The 22,921-nt window shown below is 72.4% G+C and carries 20 protein-coding genes; 13 read left to right on the top strand and 7 right to left on the bottom strand.

What is annotated here, in order from left to right; translation table 11 throughout:
- Positions 1 to 263: 263 nt before the first annotated feature.
- Positions 264 to 1,172 (bottom strand): TIM barrel protein, encoded by a 909-nt coding sequence (locus ACFZBD_RS24240; RefSeq protein ID WP_391142936.1) that lies wholly within the window; start codon positions 1,170 to 1,172, stop codon positions 264 to 266.
- Positions 1,173 to 1,298: 126 nt separating this feature from the next.
- On the opposite strand from ACFZBD_RS24240, the gene iolC reads away from it, so the two are divergent.
- From iolC to ACFZBD_RS24215, 5 genes are all read left to right on the top strand, one after another.
- A complete protein-coding gene (gene iolC, locus ACFZBD_RS24235; protein WP_391142933.1) occupies positions 1,299 to 2,300 on the top strand; it encodes a 5-dehydro-2-deoxygluconokinase in 1,002 nt (333 codons plus the stop codon).
- 247 nt (positions 2,301 to 2,547) lie between these two features.
- On the top strand, positions 2,548 to 3,354 hold the full coding sequence (iolB, locus tag ACFZBD_RS24230; RefSeq protein ID WP_391142930.1) for a 5-deoxy-glucuronate isomerase: 807 nt from the start codon (positions 2,548 to 2,550) through the stop codon (positions 3,352 to 3,354).
- Positions 3,309 to 5,216 carry a 3D-(3,5/4)-trihydroxycyclohexane-1,2-dione acylhydrolase (decyclizing) gene (gene iolD, locus ACFZBD_RS24225; RefSeq protein ID WP_391142929.1) on the top strand — a complete coding sequence of 636 codons (1,908 nt, stop codon included), beginning with the start codon at positions 3,309 to 3,311 and terminating at the stop codon, positions 5,214 to 5,216. The genes iolB and iolD overlap by 46 nt, the downstream gene beginning before the upstream one ends.
- A 22-nt stretch (positions 5,217 to 5,238) precedes the next feature.
- Complete coding sequence (gene mmsA / locus ACFZBD_RS24220; RefSeq protein ID WP_391142926.1) at positions 5,239 to 6,741, top strand: CoA-acylating methylmalonate-semialdehyde dehydrogenase; 1,503 nt, start codon at positions 5,239 to 5,241, stop codon at positions 6,739 to 6,741.
- A 60-nt stretch (positions 6,742 to 6,801) separates the two neighbouring features.
- Positions 6,802 to 7,413, top strand: a complete 612-nt coding sequence (locus ACFZBD_RS24215) for a DUF4291 family protein (RefSeq protein WP_391142924.1) — start codon at positions 6,802 to 6,804, stop codon at positions 7,411 to 7,413.
- 211 nt (positions 7,414 to 7,624) lie between these two features.
- Here ACFZBD_RS24215 and ACFZBD_RS24210 read toward each other — a convergent pair whose 3' ends face one another.
- Entirely contained in the window at positions 7,625 to 8,035 is a 411-nt protein-coding gene (locus ACFZBD_RS24210; RefSeq protein ID WP_391142921.1) for a GNAT family N-acetyltransferase, read from the bottom strand.
- A gap of 136 nt (positions 8,036 to 8,171) precedes the next feature.
- Between ACFZBD_RS24210 and ACFZBD_RS24205 the strand changes: the two genes are divergently transcribed.
- Both ACFZBD_RS24205 and ACFZBD_RS24200 read left to right on the top strand, forming a co-directional pair.
- Positions 8,172 to 10,928, top strand: coding sequence for an alpha/beta fold hydrolase (locus tag ACFZBD_RS24205; RefSeq protein WP_391142918.1), 2,757 nt, complete (start codon positions 8,172 to 8,174; stop codon positions 10,926 to 10,928).
- Positions 10,925 to 11,791 carry an ABC transporter permease gene (locus ACFZBD_RS24200; RefSeq protein WP_391142916.1) on the top strand — a complete coding sequence of 289 codons (867 nt, stop codon included), beginning with the start codon at positions 10,925 to 10,927 and terminating at the stop codon, positions 11,789 to 11,791. The genes ACFZBD_RS24205 and ACFZBD_RS24200 overlap by 4 nt, the downstream gene beginning before the upstream one ends.
- A gap of 41 nt (positions 11,792 to 11,832) precedes the next feature.
- On the opposite strand, the gene ACFZBD_RS24195 is transcribed toward ACFZBD_RS24200, so the two are convergent.
- Positions 11,833 to 12,543 carry a DNA-binding response regulator gene (locus ACFZBD_RS24195; protein WP_391142915.1) on the bottom strand — a complete coding sequence of 237 codons (711 nt, stop codon included), beginning with the start codon at positions 12,541 to 12,543 and terminating at the stop codon, positions 11,833 to 11,835.
- Between the two features lie 216 nt (positions 12,544 to 12,759).
- On the opposite strand from ACFZBD_RS24195, the gene ACFZBD_RS24190 reads away from it, so the two are divergent.
- A complete protein-coding gene (locus ACFZBD_RS24190; protein ID WP_391142912.1) occupies positions 12,760 to 14,355 on the top strand; it encodes a von Willebrand factor type A domain-containing protein in 1,596 nt (531 codons plus the stop codon).
- 47 nt (positions 14,356 to 14,402) lie between these two features.
- A complete protein-coding gene (locus tag ACFZBD_RS24185; protein WP_391142910.1) occupies positions 14,403 to 14,870 on the top strand; it encodes an anthrone oxygenase family protein in 468 nt (155 codons plus the stop codon).
- Positions 14,871 to 14,910: 40 nt separating this feature from the next.
- On the opposite strand, the gene ACFZBD_RS24180 is transcribed toward ACFZBD_RS24185, so the two are convergent.
- Positions 14,911 to 15,873 (bottom strand): ScbA/BarX family gamma-butyrolactone biosynthesis protein, encoded by a 963-nt coding sequence (locus tag ACFZBD_RS24180; RefSeq protein WP_391142908.1) that lies wholly within the window; start codon positions 15,871 to 15,873, stop codon positions 14,911 to 14,913.
- Positions 15,874 to 16,268: 395 nt separating this feature from the next.
- Between ACFZBD_RS24180 and ACFZBD_RS24175 the strand changes: the two genes are divergently transcribed.
- The 4 genes from ACFZBD_RS24175 to ACFZBD_RS24160 all read left to right on the top strand — a co-directional run bounded on the left by ACFZBD_RS24175 (position 16,269) and on the right by ACFZBD_RS24160 (position 20,124).
- The gene (locus tag ACFZBD_RS24175; protein ID WP_391143351.1) at positions 16,269 to 16,955 is read left to right on the top strand and encodes an HAD family phosphatase; all 687 of its coding nucleotides are present in this window, start codon (positions 16,269 to 16,271) and stop codon (positions 16,953 to 16,955) included.
- A 117-nt stretch (positions 16,956 to 17,072) separates the two neighbouring features.
- Complete coding sequence (locus tag ACFZBD_RS24170) at positions 17,073 to 17,843, top strand: glucose 1-dehydrogenase (protein WP_391142906.1); 771 nt, start codon at positions 17,073 to 17,075, stop codon at positions 17,841 to 17,843.
- A gap of 182 nt (positions 17,844 to 18,025) precedes the next feature.
- The gene (locus ACFZBD_RS24165) at positions 18,026 to 18,676 is read left to right on the top strand and encodes a ScbR family autoregulator-binding transcription factor (protein WP_391142905.1); all 651 of its coding nucleotides are present in this window, start codon (positions 18,026 to 18,028) and stop codon (positions 18,674 to 18,676) included.
- 629 nt (positions 18,677 to 19,305) lie between these two features.
- Entirely contained in the window at positions 19,306 to 20,124 is an 819-nt protein-coding gene (locus ACFZBD_RS24160; protein WP_391142902.1) for a BTAD domain-containing putative transcriptional regulator, read from the top strand.
- 154 nt (positions 20,125 to 20,278) lie between these two features.
- Here the strand turns inward: ACFZBD_RS24160 and wrbA are convergent, their stop codons facing one another.
- The 3 genes from wrbA to ACFZBD_RS24145 form a co-directional block, all read right to left on the bottom strand.
- Positions 20,279 to 20,896 (bottom strand): NAD(P)H:quinone oxidoreductase, encoded by a 618-nt coding sequence (gene wrbA / locus ACFZBD_RS24155; protein ID WP_391142901.1) that lies wholly within the window; start codon positions 20,894 to 20,896, stop codon positions 20,279 to 20,281.
- A gap of 131 nt (positions 20,897 to 21,027) precedes the next feature.
- On the bottom strand, positions 21,028 to 21,885 hold the full coding sequence (locus ACFZBD_RS24150; protein WP_391142898.1) for an arylamine N-acetyltransferase: 858 nt from the start codon (positions 21,883 to 21,885) through the stop codon (positions 21,028 to 21,030).
- 44 nt (positions 21,886 to 21,929) lie between these two features.
- Complete coding sequence (locus tag ACFZBD_RS24145; protein WP_391142896.1) at positions 21,930 to 22,841, bottom strand: aquaporin; 912 nt, start codon at positions 22,839 to 22,841, stop codon at positions 21,930 to 21,932.
- Positions 22,842 to 22,921 lie beyond the last annotated feature (80 nt).

The following is a 22,921-nucleotide window of genomic DNA, read 5'->3' as shown; positions in this document are numbered from 1 at the left end:
TGCCGTTCGGGGGAGCTGCGAGGCCAGCGCTGGCGATCACTGAGCCTGTGCCCGTTGAACGACACCCTCGGACGGGAGGAGAGCGGCTGTCGACCGGCTGTGACGGAAAGCCCGCGTAATGGAGATATGTGTGACAACGGGGGGACGGATGTGACGTAAGTGGCGCACAAGCGGATCGGCGTGGCGACGGGCCTTCTCCCCGCACCCGTGGGGGACATCGGTTCCGGGCCCGGCTCTACGCCCTTCGCCCTGAGCTCTGCGCCCTACGCGCCGCAGGAGCGGAGGAAGCGTCGGGTGCGGACGGCGATCGGGTAGGGCTTGTCGGGGTCGCAGGGGTACATGTCCTGCTCCACGATGGCGAAGAGGTCCACGTCGAGGGCCTGGGCCGCCGTCAGGACCGGTTCCAGGGCGGGCACGCCCGAGGGCGGCTCGCACATCACGCCGCGCGCCACCGCCGGTCCGAAGGGGACCCCGTCCGCGACGACCCCCGCCAGGATCTCCGGGTCGACCTGCTTCAGGTGGAGGTAGCCGATCCGCTCGCCGTAGGTCTCGATCAGTGCGACGCTGTCGCCGCCGCAGTAGGCGTAGTGGCCGGTGTCCAGACACAGCGAGACCAGGTCGGGGTCGGTGGCGTCCAGGAAGCGGGCCACGTTCTCCTCGCTGTCGACATGGGTGTCGGCGTGCGGGTGGACGACGATCCGCAGGCCGTAGCGCTCCCGGACCTCGTGCCCGAGACGCTCGGTGAGACCGGTCAGCTGCCGCCACTGGTCGGCGGTGAGCGTGCGGTCCTCCAGGACCTCCCCTGTCTTGTCGTCCCGCCAGAAGGAGGGGATGACGACCAGGTGCTCCGCCCCCATCGCCTGGGCGAGGGCGGCGTTGTCGGCCACGTGCGCCCAGGTCTTCTCCCAGACGGCCGGGCCGTGGTGGAGCCCGGTGAAGACCGTCCCGGCGGAGACCTTCAGCCCCCGGCGGCCGGTCTCGTCGGCGAGGATCGCGGGGTCGGTGGGCAGATAGCCGTACGGACCCAGCTCGATCCAGGAGTAGCCGGCCCCGGCGACCTCGTCCAGGAAGCGCTGCCAGGGGACCTGACGGGGATCGTCGGGGAACCAGACGCCCCAGGAATCGGGGGCGGAGCCGATGCGAATACGGGACAGTGGCGACGGATTCGTCATGAACGTCACCTTGGCCGGGTTCTCGGAGACGCGTCAAGACGGACGTCCGAATGTAAGGACATAGCGTTGACATGGTTCTGGGCAGGCGGCTAGACCTGGGTGCGGGGCCGAGGCGAGAGGTGACGTATGCGGGCGGAGCCGTACGACCTGATCACGATGGGGCGGATCGGCGTGGACCTCTACCCCCTGCAGATCGGGGTGCCACTCGCCCGGGTCGAGAGTTTCGGCAAGTTCCTGGGCGGCTCGCCCTCGAACGTGGCGGTCGCGGCGGCGCGGCTCGGCCGGCGCACGGCAGTCATCACCCGGACGGGCGCCGATCCCTTCGGGGAGTATCTGCACCAGGAGCTGCGGGCGTTCGGGGTCGACGACCGGTGGGTGACGGCCGTCGAGGCCTATCCGACGCCTCTCACCTTCTGCGAGATCTTCCCGCCCGACGACTTCCCGATCCACTTCTACCGTCAGCCCAAGGCGCCGGACCTGGAGATCCACCCGTCCGAGCTGGACCTCGCGGCGATCCGCTCCGCGCGGGCGTTCTGGGTGACGGGCACGGGCCTGAGCGCCGAGCCGAGCCGGGAGTCGACGCTCGCGGCCCTGCGGGCACGCGCCGCCGGGCAGGGCCCGGGGGAGGCGCCGGAGGGACCGACCGTGCTCGACCTGGACTGGCGTCCCGCGCTCTGGGACGACCCCGGCGAGGCGCCCGCCCTCTACCGCGCCGCCCTCGGCAGCGCGACGGTCGCCGTCGGCAACCTCGACGAGTGCGAGATCGCCACCGGTGAGCGCGAACCCCACGCCGCCGCCCGCGCCCTCCTGGACGCCGGGGTCCGGGTCGCCGTCGTCAAACAGGGGCCCAAGGGCGTCCTCGCGCTGACCGCCGACGGCGAGAGCGCGGAGGCGGAGCCGCTGCCGGTCGAGGTGGTCAACGGCCTCGGCGCCGGCGACGCGTTCGGCGGGGCCCTCGCCCACGGCCTCCTGGCCGGCTGGGACCTCGACCGCGTCATCCGCTACGCCAACGCCGCCGGCGCGATCGTCGCCGGCCGGCTCGCCTGCTCGCCCGCGATGCCGTACGACGACGAGATCGCCCTGGCCCTCGCCGCCGGCACCGGCTCGATCCCGAAGCGCACCCCGTGACACCCGCCGCACCCCACGACACCCCGGCCGGCGGACCGGCCCCACCTCATGCCCCCCGGGCCACCGGACCCGCCGCACCCCACGACACCCCGGCCGGCGGACCGGCCGCACCCGCTGCCGTGCCATGCCTGCCGGCCGTCCGTGGCCTCGTCGGCGGACGCTTCCTCCTCCACCCGCCGGACGGAAAGGCGGCCGAAGCCACCGGCACGGCGGCGAGTCTCCTCGCGGAAGGGGTAGGCACAGGAGCATGAACTCCCTGCATCTGCCCGCCGGGACCGCCTCGGGCGGGCCCTACGCCCTCGATGTCGGTCCGGCGCGGGCCGGGTGGCGGTATTCCGCCCTGCGCGTTCTCGAACTCCGCCCCGGCGAGAGCCATCTGCTGGACACTGGGGACGGCGAATGGATCGTGCTCCCGCTGTCCGGCGGCTGCACGGTGCGGCTCGACGACGAGACCTTCGAGGTGCACGGCCGCGAGAGCGTTTTCGACGGAGTCTCCGACTTCGCCTACGTGCCCCGCGACACCCGGGCCCAGATCGCCTCCGGTGCGGGAGGCCGCTTCGCTTTGGCAGGAGCGAAGTGCGAGCGACGACTCCCCGCTCGCTACGGCCCCGCGCCGGAGGTTCCCGTCGAGGCCCGCGGCAGCGGCTCCCAGGCCCGCCAGGTGCGGAACTTCGCCGCCGCCGGCGTCTTCCCCTGCGACCGGCTGATCGCCGTCGAGGTGATCACCCCCGGCGGCAACTGGTCCTCCTACCCGCCCCACAAGCACGACGAGCACCGCCCCGGTGCGGAGTCCGAGCTGGAGGAGATCTACTACTACGAGATCCGGCGCGCCGGCCTCGGCTACCAGCGGATCTCCCCCTCCCGCCCCGGCGGCGCCGACCTCCTCGCCGAGGTCGGCAGCGGTGACGCCGTCCTGGTACCGGACGGCTGGCACGGCCCGTCGATCGCCCAGCCCGGCCACGACATGTACTACCTCAACGTCATGGCGGGGCCGGGTCCCGAGCGCGAATGGAAGATCTGCTTCCATCCCGACCACACGGAGGGATACACGTGAGCACGCTCACCGTCGCCCAGGCACTGGTGCGCTTCCTCGCCGCCCAGTACACCGAACGCGACGGCGTGCGGCGCCGGTTGGTCTCCGCGACCTGGGGCATCTTCGGACACGGCAACGTCGCGGGGGTCGGCCAGGCGCTGCTGGAGTACGCCGACGTCATGCCGTACCACCAGGGGCGCAACGAACAGGCGATGGTGCACGCGGCCGTCGGCTACGCCCGGCAGTCGAACCGGCTCTCCGCGCACGCCGTGACCACCTCCATCGGCCCCGGCGCCACCAACCTCGTCACCGGCGCCGCCCTCGCCACCGTCAACCACCTGCCGGTCCTGCTGCTGCCCGGCGACGTCTTCGCCGGACGCCCCGCCGACCCCGTCCTCCAGCAGCTCGAAGTCCCCTACGCCGGGGACGTGTCCGTCAACGACTGCCTGCGTCCGGTCTCGAAGTACTTCGACCGGATCACCCGCCCCGAGGCGCTGATCCCGGCCGCGCTCGCCGCCGCCCGGGTCCTCGCCGACCCCGTCGAGACCGGGGCCGTGACGCTCGCGCTGCCGCAGGACGTGCAGGCGGAGGCGTACGACTGGCCGGAGGAGTTCTTCGCCGAGCGGATCTGGCGGGTGCGCCGGCCGCGGCCCGACGAGGGCGAGCTCGACGCGGCGGTGTGGGCGATCAGGGGCGCCGCCAAGCCGCTGATCGTCGCCGGCGGCGGGGTGAAGCACAGCCGCGCCGAGGGCGCGCTGCGCACCTTCGCGGAACGGGCCGGCATCCCGGTCGCCTCCACCCAGGCCGGCAAGGGCGCGCTGCCGTACGACCACGTCTGCGACGTCGGGGGCATCGGCCACACGGGCACCGCCACCGCCGACGCGCTCGCCGCGGAGAGCGACCTCGTCATCGGCGTCGGCACCCGCTACACCGACTTCACCACCGCCTCCTCCACCCTCTTCGCCCGGCCGGACGTACGGTTCGTGAACCTCAACATCGCCGGGTTCGACGCCCACAAACTCGGCGGGCTGCCGCTCGTCGCCGACGCCCGCGAGGGCCTCACGGCCCTCACCGAAGCCCTCGAAGGCCACCGCCTCGACGGGCACCCGCCGGCCTGGGCCCCGGCCAAGGCGGAGTGGGAGCGACGCGTCGACGCCGCCTACGCCGTGCCGGACGAGGACGCCCGGCCCACGCAGGCCCAGGTCCTCGGCGTGCTCGACACCCTCGTCACCGAGGACGACATCCTGATCAACGCCGCCGGCTCGCTCCCCGGCGATCTCCACAAGCTGTGGCGGGCCCGCTCCTCGGACCAGTACCACCTGGAGTACGGCTACTCCTGCATGGGCTACGAGATCCCGGCCGCGATCGGCGTCGCGCTCGCCGCCCCCGAGCGGCCCGTCTGGGCCCTGGTCGGGGACGGGACGTATCTGATGAACCCCACCGAAATCGTCACCGCCGTACAGGAAGGGCTGCCCCTCACTCTGGTCGTCCTGCAGAACCACGGCTACGCCTCCATCGGCGGGCTCTCGGCGGCCGTCGGCGGCGAGGGGTACGGCACCGCCTACCGCCACCGGGCCCCCGACGGCACCTTCACCGGCGCCCCGCTCCCCGTCGACCTGGCGGCCAACGCCGCCTCCCTCGGCATGCGGGTGCTGCGCGCCCGCACCGTACGTGACCTGCGAGAAGCCCTGGCCGACGCCCGCGCGTCGACCGTTCCCACATGTGTCTACACCGAGACCGAAACGGCAGACACAGTGTCGGGCCCGCCCTCCGCCCAGGCGTGGTGGGATGTTCCCGTGGCCGAGACCGCGACCCGCTCGTCGGCGGTCAAGGCACGGGAGGAGTACGACCGGCACGTCACCGCCCGACGCCGCCACCTGTAACAGCCAGAAGGAGCATTCCGTCATGACGAAGACCGTCAACCACTGGATCGGTGGCAAGACCGTCGAGGGCACGTCGGGCAACTGGGGCCCGGTCACCGACCCGGCCACCGGAGCCGTGACCACGCAGGTGGCCCTGGCCTCCGTCGAGGAGGTCGACGCGGCCGTCGCCGCCGCGAAGACCGCGTTCGAGACGTGGGGCACGGCGTCCCTGGCGCAGCGCACCACGATCCTCTTCAAGTTCCGGGCGCTCCTCGACGCCAACCGCGACGCGATCGCCGAGCTGATCGTCGCCGAGCACGGCAAGGTCCACTCCGACGCGCTGGGCGAGGTCGCCCGCGGTCTGGAGATCGTCGACCTGGCCTGCGGCATCACCACCCAGCTCAAGGGCGAGCTGTCCACCCAGGTGTCGAACCGGGTCGACGTGGCCTCGATCCGCCAGCCGGTCGGTGTCGTCGCCGGCATCACGCCCTTCAACTTCCCGGCCATGGTGCCGATGTGGATGTTCCCGATCGCCATCGCGTGCGGCAACACCTTCATCCTCAAGCCGAGCGAGAAGGACCCCTCCCCGTCCCTGAAGATCGCCGAGCTGCTCGCCGAGGCGGGCCTGCCGGAGGGCGTCTTCAACGTCCTCCACGGCGACAAGACCGCGGTGGACCGGCTCCTGGAGCACCCCGACGTGTCGGCGGTCTCCTTCGTCGGCTCGACGCCGATCGCCCGCCACATCCACACCACCGCCTCCGCCAACGGCAAGCGCGTCCAGGCGCTCGGCGGCGCGAAGAACCACATGCTGGTGCTGCCCGACGCCGACCTGGACGCGGCGGCCGACGCGGCCGTCTCCGCCGCCTACGGCTCCGCGGGCGAGCGCTGCATGGCGATCTCCGCGGTCGTCGCGGTGGGCGCGATCGGCGACGAGCTGGTCCAGAAGATCCGCGAGCGCGCCGAGAAGATCAAGATCGGCCCCGGCAACGACCCGACCTCCGAGATGGGCCCGCTCATCACGGCCGTCCACCGCGACAAGGTCGCCTCCTACGTGACGGGCGCCGCCGCCGAGGGCTGCGAGGTCGTCCTCGACGGCACCGGCCACACCGTCGACGGGCACGAGAACGGCCACTGGATCGGCCTCTCGCTCCTGGACAAGGTCCCCACCACGGCGAAGGCGTACCAGGACGAGATCTTCGGCCCGGTCCTGTGCGTGCTGCGCGCCGAGACGTACGAGGAGGGTGTCGCCCTCATCAACGCCTCGCCGTTCGGCAACGGCACCGCGATCTTCACCCGCGACGGCGGCGCGGCCCGCCGCTTCCAGCTGGAGATCCAGGCGGGCATGGTCGGCGTGAACGTCCCCATCCCGGTGCCGGTCGGCTACCACTCCTTCGGCGGCTGGAAGGACTCGCTCTTCGGCGACCACCACGTCTACGGCAACGACGGCGTCCACTTCTACACCCGCGGCAAGGTCGTCACCACCCGCTGGCCGGACCCCTCCGACGCGCCCGCGGGCGTCGACCTGGGCTTCCCGCGCAACCACTGACACGGCCGGACCCGGAAAACCGGTGGCCCCCGGGGCGCGTGACGGCGCACCCTGGGGGCCATGTCCGTCGTTCCGCCGAAGTACCAGATCCGCGCCCTGCACACCGCGACGACGGTGACCGTCTACCAGGCCTACGGCCCGTCCATCGGCCTCCCGGCGGCCCGCGACGGCCGGTTCCCGCCCGCGTGGAAGCGGGACCGGATGACCTGGATCAAGCCCTCGTTCCTGTGGATGATGTACCGCTGCGGCTGGGGCCTGAAGGAGGGACAGCAGACGGTCCTCGCCATCGAGATCACCCGCGAGGGCTTCGAGTGGGCGCTGCGCCACGCCTGCCTGTCGCACTACGTCCGGAAGATCCACGCCGACCACGCGGCCTGGAAGAAGGAGCTGCGGCGTTCTCCGGCGCGGGTCCAGTGGGACCCCGAACGGGACCCGCACCTGCAGGCGCTGTCGTACCGCTCCCTACAGCTGGGGCTCACCGGAGAGGCGGCGCGGCTCTACGCGGACCGGTGGACGGTGGGCATACGGGACGTCACCCCGCTCGCGCACGAGATCCACGCGCTCGTACGCGACGGCCGGACCGACGACGCCAGGACGAGGCTGCCCGAGGAGCGTCCCTACCCGATGGGCCCCGAGCTCATCGGACAGCTCGTCGCGGAGCGTTTTTCTTAGGGCTCGGTTCGCCTCCGGGGCCTATGAGCCGGACTCACACAGCCGTACGTGCTCGCTCCCTCGTTCCTCGGGAGCTGCGCGCGCTCGGCCGTGTTCCCCCGACGGCCCCTTCAGCTCACTCGCCATAGGGCACCCCGGGATGAGGCGACGGCGCTCGGCCGTGTTCCCCCGACGGCCCCTTCGGCTCAGAGCACCACCGGCGGGTAGGGCCTCACCGGCCCTTCGCCTCGAACTCCCACGTCAGCATGGCGAACACGCCGTCGTCCGCCGCGCCCGCCGAGCGGTACGTCGCGAGGGCCGGGACGTTGTCCGTGTCGACCCCCACCCACATGTCGTAACAGCCCCGCTCCCGCGCCACCGCCGCCAGCGCCTCGGTCAGCGCCCGGCCGATGCCGCGCCGCCGGTGCCCCTCGTCCACCGACAGCTCGTACAGACACATCTCCGAGCCCTTGTCCGGGTGGAGCATCTCGATCCCGGAGACCAGGCCCGCCGGGAACCCGTCCTCCGCGTACGCGATCAGCATCAGATGGCCCGGGGCGGCCAGGAAGCGCTCCGCCCACTCCGGCCGCGGCGGACCGTCGTAGAGGTGCTCCGCCACCGTCGTCGCCCGCCGGATCTCCACGCCCGCCCCCCCCGGATCCGAGGCGCGCGTACCGCGCCTGCTGTACGGCGACCGTACTGCGTACGACCAGGGGAGGCCGACGAATTCCGCCTGGGGACGCCCGTGCCCCCCGGCCGGTCCGCCTAGGCTCACAGACATGAAGCTCCGACTTCCCCGGTGGGCCGCGGTCACCGCGGCCCTCGCCCTGCTCGCGGGGGCCGGCACCGTGACCGCCGTCGCCGGCGACGAACCACCTCCCGTGAACCGCGCGGACCAGGTGCTCGACGTGCCCGGGGCACGCATCGACACCTCCTACTTCACCGCCGGATCCCCCTCGGAGCGGCGGCCGGCCGTCCTCCTCGGCCACGGGTTCGGCGGCTCCAAGGACGACGTCCGCGCCCAGGCCGAGACCCTGGCCCGTGACGGATACGCCGTCCTCACCTGGTCCGCGCGCGGATTCGGCGCCTCCACCGGGCAGATCGGGCTCAACGACCCCGACCACGAGGTCAAGGACGTCCGACGACTCGTCGACTGGCTCGCGAAGCGGCCGGAGGTACGGCTCGACAAGGACGGCGACCCGCGCGTCGGGGTCACCGGCGCCTCCTACGGCGGCGCGATCGCCCTGCTCGCCGCCGGACACGACCCGCGGGTCGACGCGATCGCCCCGCAGATCACGTACTGGAACCTCGCCGACGCGCTCTTCCCCGAAGGGGTCTTCAAGAAGCTCTGGGCCGGGATCTTCTTCTCGTCGGGCAACCAGCCGGGCGGCCTCCAGCAGGGCCGGCCGCAGGGCGAGGAGCAGGGCGAGCCGAGTGAGCGGCAGGGCGAGCGGCCGGCAGGCGCGCAGCCCGCCGCCCCGGCCGCCGCCACGCGCGCCGCCGCACCCCCCGCCTGCGGCCGGTTCACCGCCGAGCTGTGCGCCCTCTACGAACGCGTCGCCGTCGCCGGGAAGCCCGACGCCGCAGCCCGCGCTCTCCTCGAGGCGCGCAGCCCCTCCGCCGTCGGCGCCCGCATCAAGGTGCCCGCCCTCATCGTGCAGGGCCAGACCGACTCGCTCTTCCCGCTCTCCCACGCCGACGCGATGGCGAGGACGATCACCGCCAACGGCGCCCCCGTGGCCGTCGACTGGATCGCGGGCGGACACGACGGCGGCAACCGCGAGGCCGGCCGCGTCGAGGCCCGGATCGCCACCTGGTTCGACCGCCACCTGAAGGACGACAAGGGCGCCGACACCGGCCCCGCCTTCCGGGTCAGCCGCACCGGAGGAGTCGACTCCACCGACGGGCAGGCGCTGCTGCGCGGAGCGACCGCCGCCGCCTACCCGGGGCTCTCGGCCGGCGCCACCTCCCTGCCGCTGGACGGCGACCGCCCCCGGCCCTTCCACAACCCGGCCGGCGCCAACCCGCCCGCCATCTCCGCCGTCCCCGGCATCGGCGGCGGGCTGTCCCAGCTCTCCTCCCTCGGCGTCGGCCTCTCCCTCGACTTCCCCGGCCAGTTCGCCGCCTTCGACACGAAGCCGCGGTCGGCGCCCCTGCGGATCACCGGCTCGCCGACCGTCCGCGTCACGGTGACGTCGGACAGCGCCGACGGCTCCGCCGTCCTCTTCGGCAAGGTGTACGACGTCGGGCCCGACGGACGGCAGCAGGTGCTGCCCGCCCAGCTCGTCGCCCCCGTCCGGGTGGAGGACGCCCGCCAGGGCAGGAGCGTGGCGCTGACCCTGCCCGCGATCGACCACGAGGTGGAGGCCGGGCACCGGCTGCGGCTCGTGGTCGCGGCCACCGACCTCGGCTACGCCTCCCCGGCCGCCCCCGCCACCTACACGGTCGCGGTCGCGAGCGGACTGACCGTGCCGACCGCGCCCGCCGTCGCCACCCAGGCGGCCGGGCTGCCCTGGTGGGTCTGGGGGCTGCCGCTCCTCGGACTCGCGGTCGCCGCGGCCCTGCTGCTCACCGCCCGCCGTCGGACCGCCGCGCCCGCCCCGGACCCGGCCCTGGCCGCCGTACCGCTGCAGATCACCGGACTGACGAAGAAGTACGCCAAGTCCTCCGACCGCTATGCCGTGCAGGACCTCTCCTTCCGGGTCGAACAGGGCCAGGTCCTCGGGCTCCTCGGACCCAACGGCGCAGGGAAGACCACCACCCTGCGCATGCTGATGGGCCTGATCACCCCCGACGACGGCGAGATCCGCGTCTTCGGGCAGGCCATCCGGCCCGGCGCCCCCGTCCTCTCACGGGTCGGCGCCTTCGTGGAGGGCGCCGGCTTCCTGCCCCACCTCTCCGGCCGGGACAACCTCGACCTCTACTGGAAGGCCACCGGCCGCCCCGCCGAGGACGCGCACACGGAGGAGGCGCTGCGGATCGCCGGCCTCGGCGATGCGCTCTCCCGCGCCGTCCGGACCTACTCGCAGGGCATGCGGCAGCGGCTCGCCATCGCCCAGGCCATGCTCGGGCTGCCGGACCTGCTGATCCTGGACGAGCCGACCAACGGCCTCGACCCGCCGCAGATCCGCGAGATGCGGGACGTGATGATCCGGTACGCCGCCGGAGGCCGGACCGTCATCGTCTCCAGCCACCTCCTGTCGGAGGTCGAACAGTCCTGCACCCACCTCGTGGTCATGGACCGCGGCCGACTGGTCCAGGCCGGGCCGGTCGCCGAGATCACCGGCGCAGGGGACACCCTGCTGGTGACCCTCGGCGGGCCCGTCGACGCGCCCCTCGTCGACAAGATCGCCGCCCTGTCGGGGATCGCGTCGGTGGTACGGGCGGACGACGGACTGCTCGTCGCGCTCGACGGCGCCACCGCCACCGAGCTGATCGGCGAACTCGTGCGGCACGACGTGCCCGTGACTGGTGTGGGACCGCACCGGCGCCTCGAGGACGCGTTCCTGACCCTGATCGGAGGAGGATCCGCATGAGCGCGATCGCGGAACCGGTGGAGACCGCTCCCGGCTACCGGGCCTCGCACACCCTGCCCCTGCGCGTCGAGGCCGTACGGCAGCTGAAGCGGCGCCGCACCCTGGTCATGGGCGCGGTGCTCGCCGCCCTGCCGTTCGTGCTGATCGTCGCCTTCGCGATCGGCGGCACCCCGGACGGCAACGGCAACGGCCGCATCACGCTGATGGACACGGCGACGGCGTCCGCCGCGAACTTCGCGGCGACCTGCCTCTTCGTCTCGGCGGGCTTCCTCCTCGTCATTCCCGTGGCGCTGTTCTGCGGGGACACCGTGGCCTCCGAGGCCGGCTGGTCCTCGCTGCGCTACCTCCTGGCCGCGCCCGTGCCCCGGGCCCGGCTGCTGTGGTCCAAGCTGGCGGTGGCCCTGGGCTTCAGCGCGGCGGCGATGGTCCTGCTGCCGCTGGTCGCCCTGGTCGCGGGGACGGTCGCCTACGGCTGGGGCCCGCTGCGGCTGCCCACGGGCGGGACCCTGCCGGCCGCCGAGACCCTGCCCCGGCTCGCGCTCGCCGTGGCGTTCATCTTCGTCTCCCAGCTCGTGACGGCCGGTCTGGCGTTCTGGCTCTCCACCCGCACCGACGCCCCGCTGGGCGCGGTCGGCGGCGCGGTGGGCCTGACGATCGTCGGCAACGTCCTGGACGCGGTGACGGCGCTCGGCTCCTGGCGCGACTTCCTGCCGGCGCACTGGCAGTTCGCCTGGGCGGACGCCCTCCAGCCCCAGCTGGAGTGGGCCGGCATGGCGAAGGGAGCGTCGATCTCGGTGACCTACGCGCTGATCCTCTTCGCCCTGGCCTTCCGGGGCTTCTCCCGCAAGGACATCGTGTCCTAGGGAGTGCCCCGGGCCATGGCCGGGCCCTGTCCGGCGGCCGGTCACAGCCAGCCTCTTCGAGCCGCTTCCGCGCCCGCGCGGAAGCGGCTCGTCGTGCCGAGGGCGTGCATCAGCTCGCCCACCCGGCGGCTGTACGTGCGCGGGGACATGCCGAGGCGGGCGGCGGCGGCCTCGTCCGTCAGCCCGGAGAGGAGGGCCTCCAGGACCGGACGGAGCTGGGGGGTCAGCTCGCGCGAGGGGGCCGTCGCCCCGACCAGCTCCTCGCCCAGGTCCCAACTGACGTGATGGGCGCGGACCAGGGCCTGGACGACGACCGGGTCCCGGATCAGGAGCAGGCCGTTGTGGAGCAGCTCCAGATCCAGGGGGACGGCCGCGACCGTGCGGTCGACGACGATCATCTTGAAGGGGATCGTGTCCGTCATCCGCGCCTGGCCGGGCGTATCGACCATTCCCGCGACCAGCGCCAGGGCGTGCCGGGGCACGATCCGTCTGACCTCGCGGGCCTGCTCCGCCGCGGTCCGCATGCACGCTGCCGCCAACTCCAGGAACGCCTCGGGGATCGCTCGGCCCGCGGAGGCGGCCGGGTCGTCGAAGGTGAGCAGCTCGTGCCGCACCGACGCCGTGAGGCCGGCCAGGGCGGCGCTGATCCGGCGCGTCCCGCGCACCGGGCGTCCCGGCGGCCGCTGCGCCTCGGGCGCGGCCCGGTCCATGGCCGACCGGGCGAGCATCACGGAGCCCGCAGTCTCTGACACCGCTCACCACCCCCGCCCGATCGGTGTGCCACTCCATGTACGCATGTGACTGCACACGGTGACAACCCCTGTTGAAAAGGATGGCGACTCCATGCCATGGCCGTCCACACCGCTCGCCGTTGCCGCATCGAGATCCTTCCGCAACCCTCCCGTCTGCTCCTTCCGTGCTCCGCGGACGTCCCATACACAAGTGCCGAGTCATGAGGGGGAGATGACATGCAGCGACGACGACGGGTGCGGCTCGCGGCCGGGATCCTGGCCGCCGGACTGTGGGTGACCGGGTGCGCGGGCGGGTCGGGCGGCGAGGCCACGGCCGACCGGAGCGGGGGTGAACGGGCGCCGGTCGCCCCGGACGGGCGGCGCTCACCGGCCGCGCCCGACGCCCCCGCGCCCCCGGGGGAAGGGGCGGCCGAAGGGGAGCAGCGGTCGCGGCCGCCCGCCGCCGACTGGCTCTCCACCTTCGCGCTGGACGTGGACACCGCCTCGTACGGATACGCCCGCCGCACCCTGTCCGAGGGGAGGCTGCCCGACCCGGCGACCGTACGGCCGGAGGAGTTCGTCAACAGCTTCCGGCCCGACTACCCCCGGCCGAAGGACGACGGGTTCAGCGTGACCGTCGACGGCGGGCGGACCGGCGCCGAGGGGTGGTCGCTCGTCCGGGTCGGCCTCGCGACCCGCACCGCCGACCGCCGGGGCGAACGCCCGCCCGCCGCCCTCACCTTCGTCGTCGACGTCTCCGGCTCCATGGCCGAGCCCGGCCGGCTCGACCTGGTCAAGGAGTCCCTGGGGCTCCTCACCGACGAGCTGCGCGACGACGACTCGGTCGCCCTGGTCACCTTCAGCGACCGGGCGGAGACCCGGCTGCGGATGACCCGGGTGGGCGGCGCCCGGGAGCGGATCCGCAGCGCGGTGGCCGAGCTGGCGACCTCCTCCTCCACCAACGTCGAGGCCGGGGTGCGCACGGGGTACGACGTCGCCGTCGAGGGCCGCCGCGCGGGCGCCACCAACCGGGTGGTGCTGCTCTCCGACGCCCTCGCCAACACCGGTGACACGGAGGCGGAGTCGATCCTGAGCCGGATCGACGCCGAGCGCCGCAGCCACGGGATCACCCTCTTCGGGGTCGGGGTCGGCAGCGACTACGGCGACGCGTTCATGGAGCGGCTCGCCGACAAGGGCGACGGCCACACCACGTACGTCTCCACCCGCGAGCAGGCCCGCAAGGTCTTCGTGGAGCAGCTCCCCGGCCACGTCGAGCTGCGCGCGCGGGACGCCAAGGCGCAGGTCGCCTTCGATCCGGCGACCGTGGAGCGGTTCCGGCTGATCGGGTACGAGAACCGGGAGGTCGCCGACGAGGACTTCAGGAACGACCGGGTGGACGGCGGCGAGGTGGGCGCGGGGCACACCGTCACGGCGCTGTACGCGGTCGAGACGCGGCCCGGCCGGTCCGGTCGGCTGGCGACGGCGACGGTCCGGTGGCTCGATCCGGCGACCCGTGCCCCGCGGGAGCGGTCCGGCGCGATGGCGACGGGCGCGCTCGTCCCTTCCGTCTGGGCGCGGGGGCACGACAGCCTGCAGCTGACGGCCGTGGCCGCGTACTTCGCCGATGCGCTGCGCGGCGGCGACCTGCCGGGCGCGCCGCCGCTCTCCCGGCTCGCGGAGCACGCGGGCGGGATCGCCGAGCGGGGGGACTCGAAGGTGGTCCGTGAGCTGACGGAGTCGATCCGGCGGGCGGACCGCCTCGGGGCGGCCCGCGTCCGTACGGACGCGGATCCGGGGGCGGGAGCGGAATCCGGGGATCCGTACAGCGGTTGATCCACAGGTGCTGCGGGCGGGCCGTGCGTGCCCCCATGATGGGGCCCATGGCCACCCTGCTGCTCGCTCTCGCCGTCGCCTCGACCGGGCTCTACGCCGGTTTCATGCTGATCTTCCGCACCGGGATCATGCCGGCCCTGGCCCGGCTGGACGACGCCGCGTTCGTCGACGCCATGCGCCGGATCAACGAGTACGTTCCCAAGCCGGTGTTCCTGGTGGTGTTCCTCGGGGTCGTGGCCTTCCCGGTCGCCGCCTTCCTCGTCCCCGAGGAGGGGCGGACGCGGACGGGGACGTGGCTGGTCCTGGCCGGGCTCGTCTGCGCCGTCCTCAACCACCTGGTCACGATCGGCGGCAACATCCCGCTCAACACCGCGCTGGCCGCCTCGGAGAGCACCGGCGAGTCGCCGACGACCGTCCGGGCGGCCTTCGAGAAGCGGTGGAACGGCTTCCATCTGATCCGTACGGTGCTGATCACCGCGGCGTTCGGGCTGCTGACCGCCGCGGCGGTCGCCTGACCCGGGCCGCCGGGCCCGCACCCGTCGGTGCCCGGAGGGCTCAGTTCCGGGTGGGCAGGGCGGTGACCGCGGTGATCGCGGTGAAGAGGAGTTCGCCGTCCTGGCGCCCGATGACCCGGACCAGACGCTCGCTGCTGCCCGGGTAGTTCACGGCCGGCTCGGTCCCGATCACGCAGGGGCTGCCGAACTCCGCGTACCGGTGGAAGGTGGAGTCCATCGCGGTCGGCATCACCACCTGCCCCTCGGGGGCGAGCGAGTGCACCGCCTGGCGGGCCGCCTCCAGGAGGACCATGCCGGGGATGTGGTCGCCGGGGTGGTCGAAGAGGACGGGGTGGCGGGTGTCGACCCGCAGCCGCCAGCGGTCGGGCCGGCCGGCCGGGGTGAGCACCACGTCGAAGTCGTCGACGCGGCCGACCGTGCGCGGTTCCACGGGTGCGGTGGGCGGCGCGGAGGCGGTGGGCGGCGCGTCGAGCCGGTCGGCGCGCAGCCGGCGGTAGACCTCGGGGCTGGTGCAGGTGTAGCGGGCGTCGCCGGTGGCCAGCGTGCGGCCGTTCTCGCTGATGACGACCTCGTAGGCGAGCCCGGTCAGGCGTCCGCCGCGTCGGCGTATGTCGGAGCAGTACACGTCGAGGCGCAGGTCGGCGGGTGTCTCGCCCACGCTCAACGCGCCGGGCACGACGCGGTAGTTGAGCTCCCACATGAGGAACTGGTGGCCGAGGGGGACGCCGAACCCGGCGTGGGCGAGCAGCGCGCCGACCTGCCGGATCGTTTCGGCGGCCATCATCGGGTCGTAGTGCGTACGCCCGAGCGGGGCGAAGAAGGCGTGGGTACGTGGCCATTGGGCGCTCAGGGTGAAGTGTGCCTCGTCCGTACGGGACCATTCGGCGGTCAGGAAGACCTCGGCGAGCGCGGCCCGGTGGACGTACTCGCGGGGAGCCGTCGTGGTGAGCCGGGAGAGGTGTTCGGTGTCCACGATGTCGCTCGGAGCGGGCGTCTGCAGCATGAGATCCCTCAACTAGGGGCCTACTAAGAAGATTCGGACAATCAGCAGGCGGAAAGTACGAACTCATGGGTCTGTTTGACAAGCGTCCGAGTACGGTTCTGTCAGGTCGGTGCGCGACCGGTACGAAAAACGGCCGCGGGTCGCGCTGGGCCCCGTGAGGCGGTCATATGCCCAACGGCGCCTGTCAGCACGGCGGATGTCCGGTTCGTGAGACCCCAGGGTTCACGAAGGAGGTTGCTTCGGGTATCTTCCAGGCTGCCGGAAATCTGTACCGCCAGGTTTGTTTCTCGGGCCCCCGAGACGCCGGTTCGAGTGGGTGCGTCACGATCCGAGCGATTCGCCCCGGTAAGACCGGCTCGCCGATCGGCTGTCCCTGGGAGACCACCGTGGAACCTCTGCGTCAGATACGCCTCGCGGCCGTCAACATCGACGGCGTCCTGCTCAACGACACGTTCAGCCCGGTCATCCACCACTTCGTCACCAGCCGCGGCGGGCGCTACGACGCGACGGTCGAGCGGGAGGTCTTCTCCCAGCCCCAGCTCGTCGCGGCCAAGGCCCTCGGCGCCGCCGCCGGGCTCGACGCGAGCCCCGAGGCGGTCCTGACCGCCTACTTCGAGGAACGCGCCCGCCATCTGGCCGAGGATCCGCTGCGGTTGCTCGACGGCGCGGTCGAGCTGCTGCTGCGGCTGCGCGGCCTGGGCCTGCGGACGGTCTGTTACGGCGGACTGGACAAGAGCCACTTCGACCGCCATCTGGGGGAGTGGGCGCACCTGTTCGACGGCCCCGGCTACGTCTGCACCAACGACTTCCGCCCCGGCCTGCACGAGATCACCACGGAGATCTTCGGTCTCCGCCACGACCAGGCCCTGTTCATCGACGACGTCGCGCGCGTCGCCGAGGCCGCCCAGGAGCTGGGCATCCCCTTCATCGGCCACCCCGGCGACTTCGCGTACGGTTTCCAGGGCGAACTGATGCGCGCCGCGGGCGTCCGGCACCTGGTGCGCTCGCTCGACGAGATCGACGAGCCCCTGCTGCGGACCCTCGACGACGAGGCCGCCACCGGTCGCCCACGGAACCGCTGAGGCCTCCGTGGCGTATGTACACGAAGCCACCTGGAGGGCCGGCATGAAGCCGACGGCGGGTCCGACGTCCCGCCGCCGGCCACCGGCCGTCCACCTGCCGAGGGAGACGACAGTCCCATGACCACCGACCATCGCCTGCTGACCGACAAGGTCGCCCTGATCACCGGAGCGAGCAGCGGAATCGGAGCGGCCGCCGCCCGGGTCTTCGCCCGGGAGGGCGCCCGGGTCGTCCTCGCCGCCCGCCGCGAGGACAAGCTCAAGACCGTGGTCGCCGACCTGCGCGAACAGGGCTTCGAGGCCGAGTACGTGGTCACCGACATCACCCGACGCGAGGACACCCGGGCCGCCGTGGCACACGCCGTCCGGACCTTCGGCCGGCTCGACCTCGCCTTCAACAACGCCGGTTGGGGCACCCCGCGAGAGCCCCTGCACGAGATGGACGACGACCTCTACGACAGCATCATGGACGTCAACGTCCGCGGCACCTGGAACTGCCTGCGGGACGAGATAGCGGCCATGCTGCCCACCGGAGGCGGCGCGATCGTCAACAACAGCAGCGTCGGCGGTCTGCTCGCCACCCCGGTCGCCGCCCCCTACGTCGCCGCCAAGCACGCCGTCATCGGACTGACCAAGGCGGCCGCCGCCGAGTACGCCGCCCAGGGCATCCGCGTCAACGCGGTGGCCCCCGGGACGACCCGTACCGAAGTGGTCAGCGCCTGGTTCGACGCGGTCCCCGGGGTCGAGGCCGCCCTGCACGCCGCCACGCCCCAGCCCCGTACCGCCGAGCCCGAGGAGATCGCCGAGGCGGCGGCCTGGCTCTGCAGCGGCCGAGCGTCGTTCGTCACCGGCGTCACCATGCCGGTGGACGGCGGCTTCACGATGGTGTGACCGCCATGACGACCCGTGCTCTGACGGGCTCCGCGAGCGGCCGGACGGCACGTGCGGGACGGCTTGTGCCCCCTGCACGTATCCGTCCATACTTGCTGTTTTCAACTGTGAAGTGCGAGCAGGCACGGAGCGAGCGCGAGCGCCCCGAGGGGCTTCGGGCTATGAGAGGGACGTGAACCCCGATGGCGAAGCAGGATCGCGCGATTCGGACGCGCCAGGCGATCTTGGAAGCGGCCGCCACCGTCTTCGACGAGCGTGGTTACGAAGCCGCGAAACTCTCCGACATCCTGCAGCTCGCCCAGGTCACCAAGGGTGCGCTGTACTTCCACTTCGACTCCAAGGAAGACCTCGCGCACGCCGTCATCGACGCCCAGGTGTCGACGGCGCCGATGCCCATGCCGCAAGTGTCCAAGCTGCAGGAGTTCGTCGACATCGGCATGGTGTTCGCCCACCGGCTGACCCACGACGGCCTGCTGCGCGGGAGCGTGCGCCTCACCCTCGACCAGGGCGGGCACGAGCTCAACCGCAGCGGGCCCTACCGCGAGTGGACCGACCTCAACCTCAAGGTCCTCGACGAGGCCAAGCGGCGCGGTGAACTGCTGCCGCACGCCGACCCGGAGGAGGTGGCCCCGCTCGTCGTGGGCTCCTACGCCGGACTGAACCTGATGACCCAGGCCCTGGGCAGCAACCGGTCCGAGATGGACCGCTGGGCCTCGGCGCTCTACCGCCACGTGCTGCCCAGCATCGCCGTGCCCGCCGTCCTCGCGATGCTCGACATGGAGCCCGGCCGGGGCGCCCGCGCGCTGCGCGCCGCGGAGGCGGCGGCGGGCTAGGGCGTGTTTCGAAAGTCCCGTCTGGCCGGGAACGCCTGGCACGTACTCCCCCGTAGCCCTTCGGGCACGGGAGGTGCCCCCACGCTGCGTTGTCGGTCGTCGGCGCAGCCCGCTGCGCTCTCTCCCCCTGCGCCTGGCGGCGCGGGAGGTGCCCCCACCCTCCGCCTGCGATCGCACGCACCAGACGCCCCCGGCCCCGCCCTGCGGGCGGACGACGCTACTTTCGAAGCACGTCCTAGACCCGACGCCCGGGTGTCACGCTCCGTGAACCCCGCATGACATTTGTATGGTTTGAAACCATACCCCTGCGCTGGTTTTCTGAGGATGACACGAACCCGCCATCTCCTGGTCGTCACGAATCAATGACGGAAAGCGTACCCGTGAGTCCAGATCTTGGACGCGCGGGTACGTTTTCTTCTCTCGTTCACGGATTCTTGATGTCGTCAGACCCCTGTGAACCGGGGCAAACCTGGCGGAACGTCGAGTCCGAGTTTCCGTACCCCGCGGTTTCTTATTGACATGCCTCCCGGTCTCTTTTCTAATCGTCCAGGGCCTTAGCCGCGCACAGACACTGAGGGGGCAAAGTGGACGTCCGGATCCTGGGGGGACTGTCAGTACGCGAGAACGGGGTGTCGATCACTCCGACGGCTGCCGCACCGAGGCAGCTGCTCGCACTGCTGGCGGCCAAGGCCGACCAGGTCGTACCCGTGACCGTCCTGATGGAGGAGCTCTGGCCGTCCGGGGCGCCGCGCGGCGCACGTGTCGAACTCCAGTCCCACATCATCGATCTGCGGGCTCTGATCACGACCGCGCTGCCCAGCGCCGAACCGCCGGCCACCGGCACCGCCTGGCTGGAACGGCGGACCGCCGAGTCGGTCCTCGTCTCGCTGCCCGGCGGCTACCGCCTCGACACGGGCGGCGGCTCCAACGACGCCTGGCAGTTCGAGCGGGCGGCCGGCGCCGGCTACCGCGCCATGGAGGCCGGTGACCTCCAGCGCGCGGCGCGCCGCCTCGGCGACGCGCTCGCCCTGTGGCGCGGCGAACCGTACGCGGGAGTCGCGGCCGGACCCCATCTGCGCACCGAGATCGAGCGCCTGGAGGCCTCCCGGCTGAGCGCCCTCGACCAGTGGGTCGAGGCGCAGCTCCGGCTCGGCCGCCACTTCGAGATGATCTCCGACCTGTCCGAACTCGTCGCGCAGTACCGCACCAACGAGCCGCTGCACGGGCAGTTCATGGTCGCCCTGCTGCGCTGCGGCCGCCAGGACGAGGCACTGGAGGTCTACCAGCGGCTCCGCAACGGATTGAAGAAGGAGACCGGCATGGAGCCGTCCGCGCGGCTGCGCAGGCTCCAGCGCTCGATCCTGACCGTCCGCGACGTGGCCCGGCCGGCCTTCGGCCGACAGACCTCCGCCCGGCCCCGCCTCCTGACCGCCGGAGCGTTCGGCTGAGACCGGACGCCGTCCGGGCCGTGGAACTCCGTGGCCAGGGCACTCCAAGGCCGAAGGATCCGGCCGACATGACGCGCCATCACGGCGACTCGCGAAGTCGCCGAAGGGGCGGGACGCCCGAAGCGTCCCGCCCCTTCACGTGTGTCCGCGGCCGTCAGACGGCGGCAAAGCCCTTCTTCAGGGCGGTGGCGATCTCGACGGCGCGACGGGTCTGGAACTCGATCGCGGCCAGGTTCTCGCCCGCCACGTTGTTCGCCTCGTTCGCCGAGACGCTGCTCGTGCCGTACGGGTTGCCGTTGGCGGGGGCGAACTGCACCGGGTCGGCGTAGCCGGGCGCCACGATGACCGCACCCCAGTGGTAGAAGGTGTTGTTCAGCGCCAGCAGCGTCGACTCCTGGCCGCCGTGCGCGGTCGACGTCGAGGTGAACGCCGAGGCGACCTTGTTGACCAGCTTGCCCTGCGCCCACAGGCCACCGGTGGTGTCGATGAACTGCTTGACCTGGGCGGCGGGCAGACCGAAGCGGGTCGGCGTGCCGATCAGCACGACGTCGGCCCACTCCAGGTCCTCCGGCGAGGCGACCTCGATGTCGCGGGTGGCCTCGACGTGGTCGGCCCACTCCTGCTTCGTCTCGATCACCGACTGCGGGGCCAGCTCCGCCACCTTGCGCAGCCGCACCTCCGCACCGGCCTTCTCCGCGGCGTTCGCGGCGGCGGTGGCCAGCGCGTGGACGTTGCCGGTGGACGAGTAGTAGATGACTGCGACGTTGGTCATGACAGACCTGCTCCTTGACTTCGGAATGACGGGCACCGGCTGAACGGAAGGGCCCGTTCGCGACCTTCTCCGAACGTTACGGCGGCGATCCACGGGCCCGGGGAAAGTCCGTCAAGTCCCACCCCTGGATGTCACTTTCCGGCGAAGAACCGCAGCAGAAGCCGCTCGTCCTCGTCGGTCAGTTCGATCCCGAACAATTCGTCCAGCGCGCACACCGTCTCGGCCGCGCTCAGCTCACGCTGCTCCACCCGCCCGTCGGCGTACCGGAGCTCCAGCGTCTTGTCCCGCAGCAGCCGGCGCTCCTTCTCGGTCTCCTTCTGGGCGACGAGCTGACCCACGAACGGCGAGCCGGGCCGGGTGGAGGAGAGGTAGTGAGCGGCCTCGAAGTCGATCCGGAACTGCGGTTCCTGCCGGAAGCTGTACATGTCGAACCAGCCGTCGCCCTCCGGGATGCGGACCACCCAGTCCGGACCCTCCGCCGCCAGCCGCCACGTCCAGTCGGCGACCGTCGAGGTCGCCCCGTCCTCCAGCGGCAGCGCCTCCATCAGCCCGCTGTAGCCGTATCCGGCGTCGGCCAGCCAGACCCGGTCGTCGGCCCGGACCAGCAGCACCGTGTGCGTACGGAACCGGCGCCGGGTCTCCCCCTGCCGGATGCGGGCGAGGAGCCGGGTCACCGGGAAGCCGAGCCGGTCGAGCGCCGCGGCGAGCAGGAGGTTGTTCTCGTAGCAGTAGCCGCCGCGTCCCGCCCGGACCAGCTTGTCCTGGATCCGGCCGAGGTCCAGGGAGACCGGGCGGCCGAGCGCGATGTCGAGGTTCTCGAACGCGATCGCGGACATGTGCCCGCGCAGCACCCGGTGCAGCGTGTCGGCGGTGGGCGTGCGCGGCCCGGTGAAGCCGATCCGCGCGAGATACGCGTCGAGGTCGAGCAGGTCGGTCTGCCACTCCGGGTCGGTCTCCACCGCCACGGGCAGTCCGTACGTTCCCCACATGGTTCTCTCCGTCTTCCTGGATCGGTCGGGCTCTCGGGTCTCGGTCAGATGCGGTGCGGGTCGTCCCACAGGAACTCCGGCGGGATCGTGTCGGGACACACCGTCCCCTCGGCGGCGGCCGGTGCGGCCACCGGCGGCGGGAAGGGAGGCGGCGGCACGGGGGCGGCGGGAATGCCGATGTCCACGGGGAGGACATCGGCGACGGTCGGCGGGGCGAGGGGCGGCCTGAGCGCCGCCGCGAGCCCGGCCGCGAGCGCCGCGCCCAGCACCGGACCGATCAGATAGGCGGTCAGAAAGCCGTAGTTCCCGGCCCACAGCGCCGGCCCGAACTGCCGCGCCGGATTGACCGAACCACCCGACATGGGTCCGAGGATCATGATGAAGCCGGTGATGCACAGCCCGACGACCCCCGGTATCAGCCACTCCCACCGGGGCCGTATCAGCAGCGCGGCGACCAGGGTCATGCAGATCAGCTGCCCCACCGTCTCGGCGGTCAGGACGCCCCAGAACCCCCAGTCGGGCTGCGGCGCGACGGCCGCCCAGCCGACCTGCGGCAGCCCGACGTCGGCCCCCCACACCAGACGGGCGAGCCCCACCCCGGCCACCGCGCCGGTCATCTGCGCGACGCAGAACGGCAGCACGTCCCGGCCCGGGAAGACGCGCAGCAGCCAGAGCCCGATGCTCACCGACGGGTTCATGTGCCCGGCCGTCTTGCGGCTCATCGAGTAGTGGATGATCGCCGTGTTGACGACGCCGAAGAAGATCCCGAGCGCGACGAAGGCCGCACGTCCCCGCAGTACGGAGCCGAGCGGCGCGTCCGGGGCGAAGATCCACCGGGCCGTGGTGACGATCAGGAACAGGATCCCGGCCGTGATCAGGAACTCCAGGACGACGGTGCGGGCGCGCGGCGAGAGGGCCGACCGGCGGGCGGCACGGTGACGACTAGTGTTGGTCATGGTGACCAGCTCCCAGCTGTGATGCGGTTGGAACGGGTGGCGCCGGTGGTGCGAGGCGTACACATGCGGCCGCGGCGCCG

Source organism: Streptomyces sp. NPDC008121, assembly GCF_042957155.1.
In the GTDB taxonomy this organism is placed as follows: domain Bacteria; phylum Actinomycetota; class Actinomycetes; order Streptomycetales; family Streptomycetaceae; genus Streptomyces.
Note: the sequence above shows the minus strand (reverse complement) of the source record. Positions and strands in the feature narration are given on the sequence as shown.